This is a genomic window from Pseudomonas sp. ITEM 17296 (genome assembly GCF_028895205.1).
Lineage (GTDB): Bacteria > Pseudomonadota > Gammaproteobacteria > Pseudomonadales > Pseudomonadaceae > Aquipseudomonas > Aquipseudomonas kermanshahensis.
The window spans coordinates 1-1,129 of sequence record NZ_WJRS01000073.1; the positions used below are offsets into that span (position 1 = coordinate 1).

Sequence of the window (1,129 nt, forward strand, 5' to 3'; positions counted from 1 at the left end):
CTTGGTAATCGGCCTCGCCGGCCACCAACTGACTGGCCGTGGCGAAGCAGGCACCTCCGTGCAGGTGCGCGACGCCGCCGGCAATGTCCTGGCCACTGGCACCGTGGGTGCAGATGGCACCTTCCTGCTGACGCTGGACCCTGCCGTCATCGACGGCAGCACCCTGCAAGTGACCTTGACCGATGCCGCGGGCAACGTTTCGCAGCCAGGTTCGGTCACCTCCCAAGACCTGCTGCCACCTGCGCAGCCGACTGACCTGGCCCTGGCCGATGGCGTGACCCTCACGGGTCGCGGCGAGCCTGGCGCCACCGTGCAAGTACGCGACGCTGCGGGCACTGTGATTGGCACCGGGCTTGTGGGCGCAGATGGCAGCTTCAACCTGACGCTCTCCCCGGCTCAAGCGAATGGCGAAGCACTGGACATCCGTCTGGTGGACGCCGCTGGTAACAGCTCGACCCCACTGCAATTCGATGCCCCGGATATCACTCCGCCTGATGCCGTCAGCAACATCGTGGTCGGCGCTGGTGGCCTGGTCCTGAGCGGTCGCGGCGAAGCAGGCGCCACTGTTGAAATACGCGATGCCAATGGCAATGTGGTCGGGACCGGCACTGTCTTGGCCAACGGCACCTTCCTGATCGACCTCAACCCGGCAGCGCAACCCGGCGAGCACCTCAGCCTGGTGCAGACCGACGCAAGCGGCAACGCTTCCGTTGCCCTCGAATACGACGTACCTCAGACCACCGCCCCTGCAAGTCCGAGCGACTTGGCCATCGATGCCGATGGCACCACCCTGACCGGTACCGCGCCAGCGGGCAGCCGCGTGGAAGTGCACGATGCCAATGGCACCCTGATCGGCAGCGCCATTGCCGGTGCCGACGGCACCTTCACCCTTGAACTCACGCCACCACAAGCCAACGGCGAACTGCTCGATGTCGTCGCCATCGATGACACCGGCCTGTCTTCTCTGCCCGCACAGATCACCGCGCCGGACATCACCGCGCCAGCCGCGCCGAGTGAGTTGGCCGTCAGCGCAAACGGCACCGTTGTCACCGGCCGTGCCGAACCAGGTAGCACCGTCCGTATTCTCGCCGCCGATGGCACTGAACTGGGCAGCGCCCTGGTCGGCCCG

The 1,129-nt window shown here is 66.4% G+C and carries 1 protein-coding gene; it reads left to right on the top strand.

Features of this window, described 5'->3' with window-relative positions:
- Positions 1 to 1,129: Ig-like domain-containing protein (locus GIB19_RS28085; RefSeq protein ID WP_274888853.1), on the top strand; the 1,129-nt coding region annotated here is incomplete at both ends.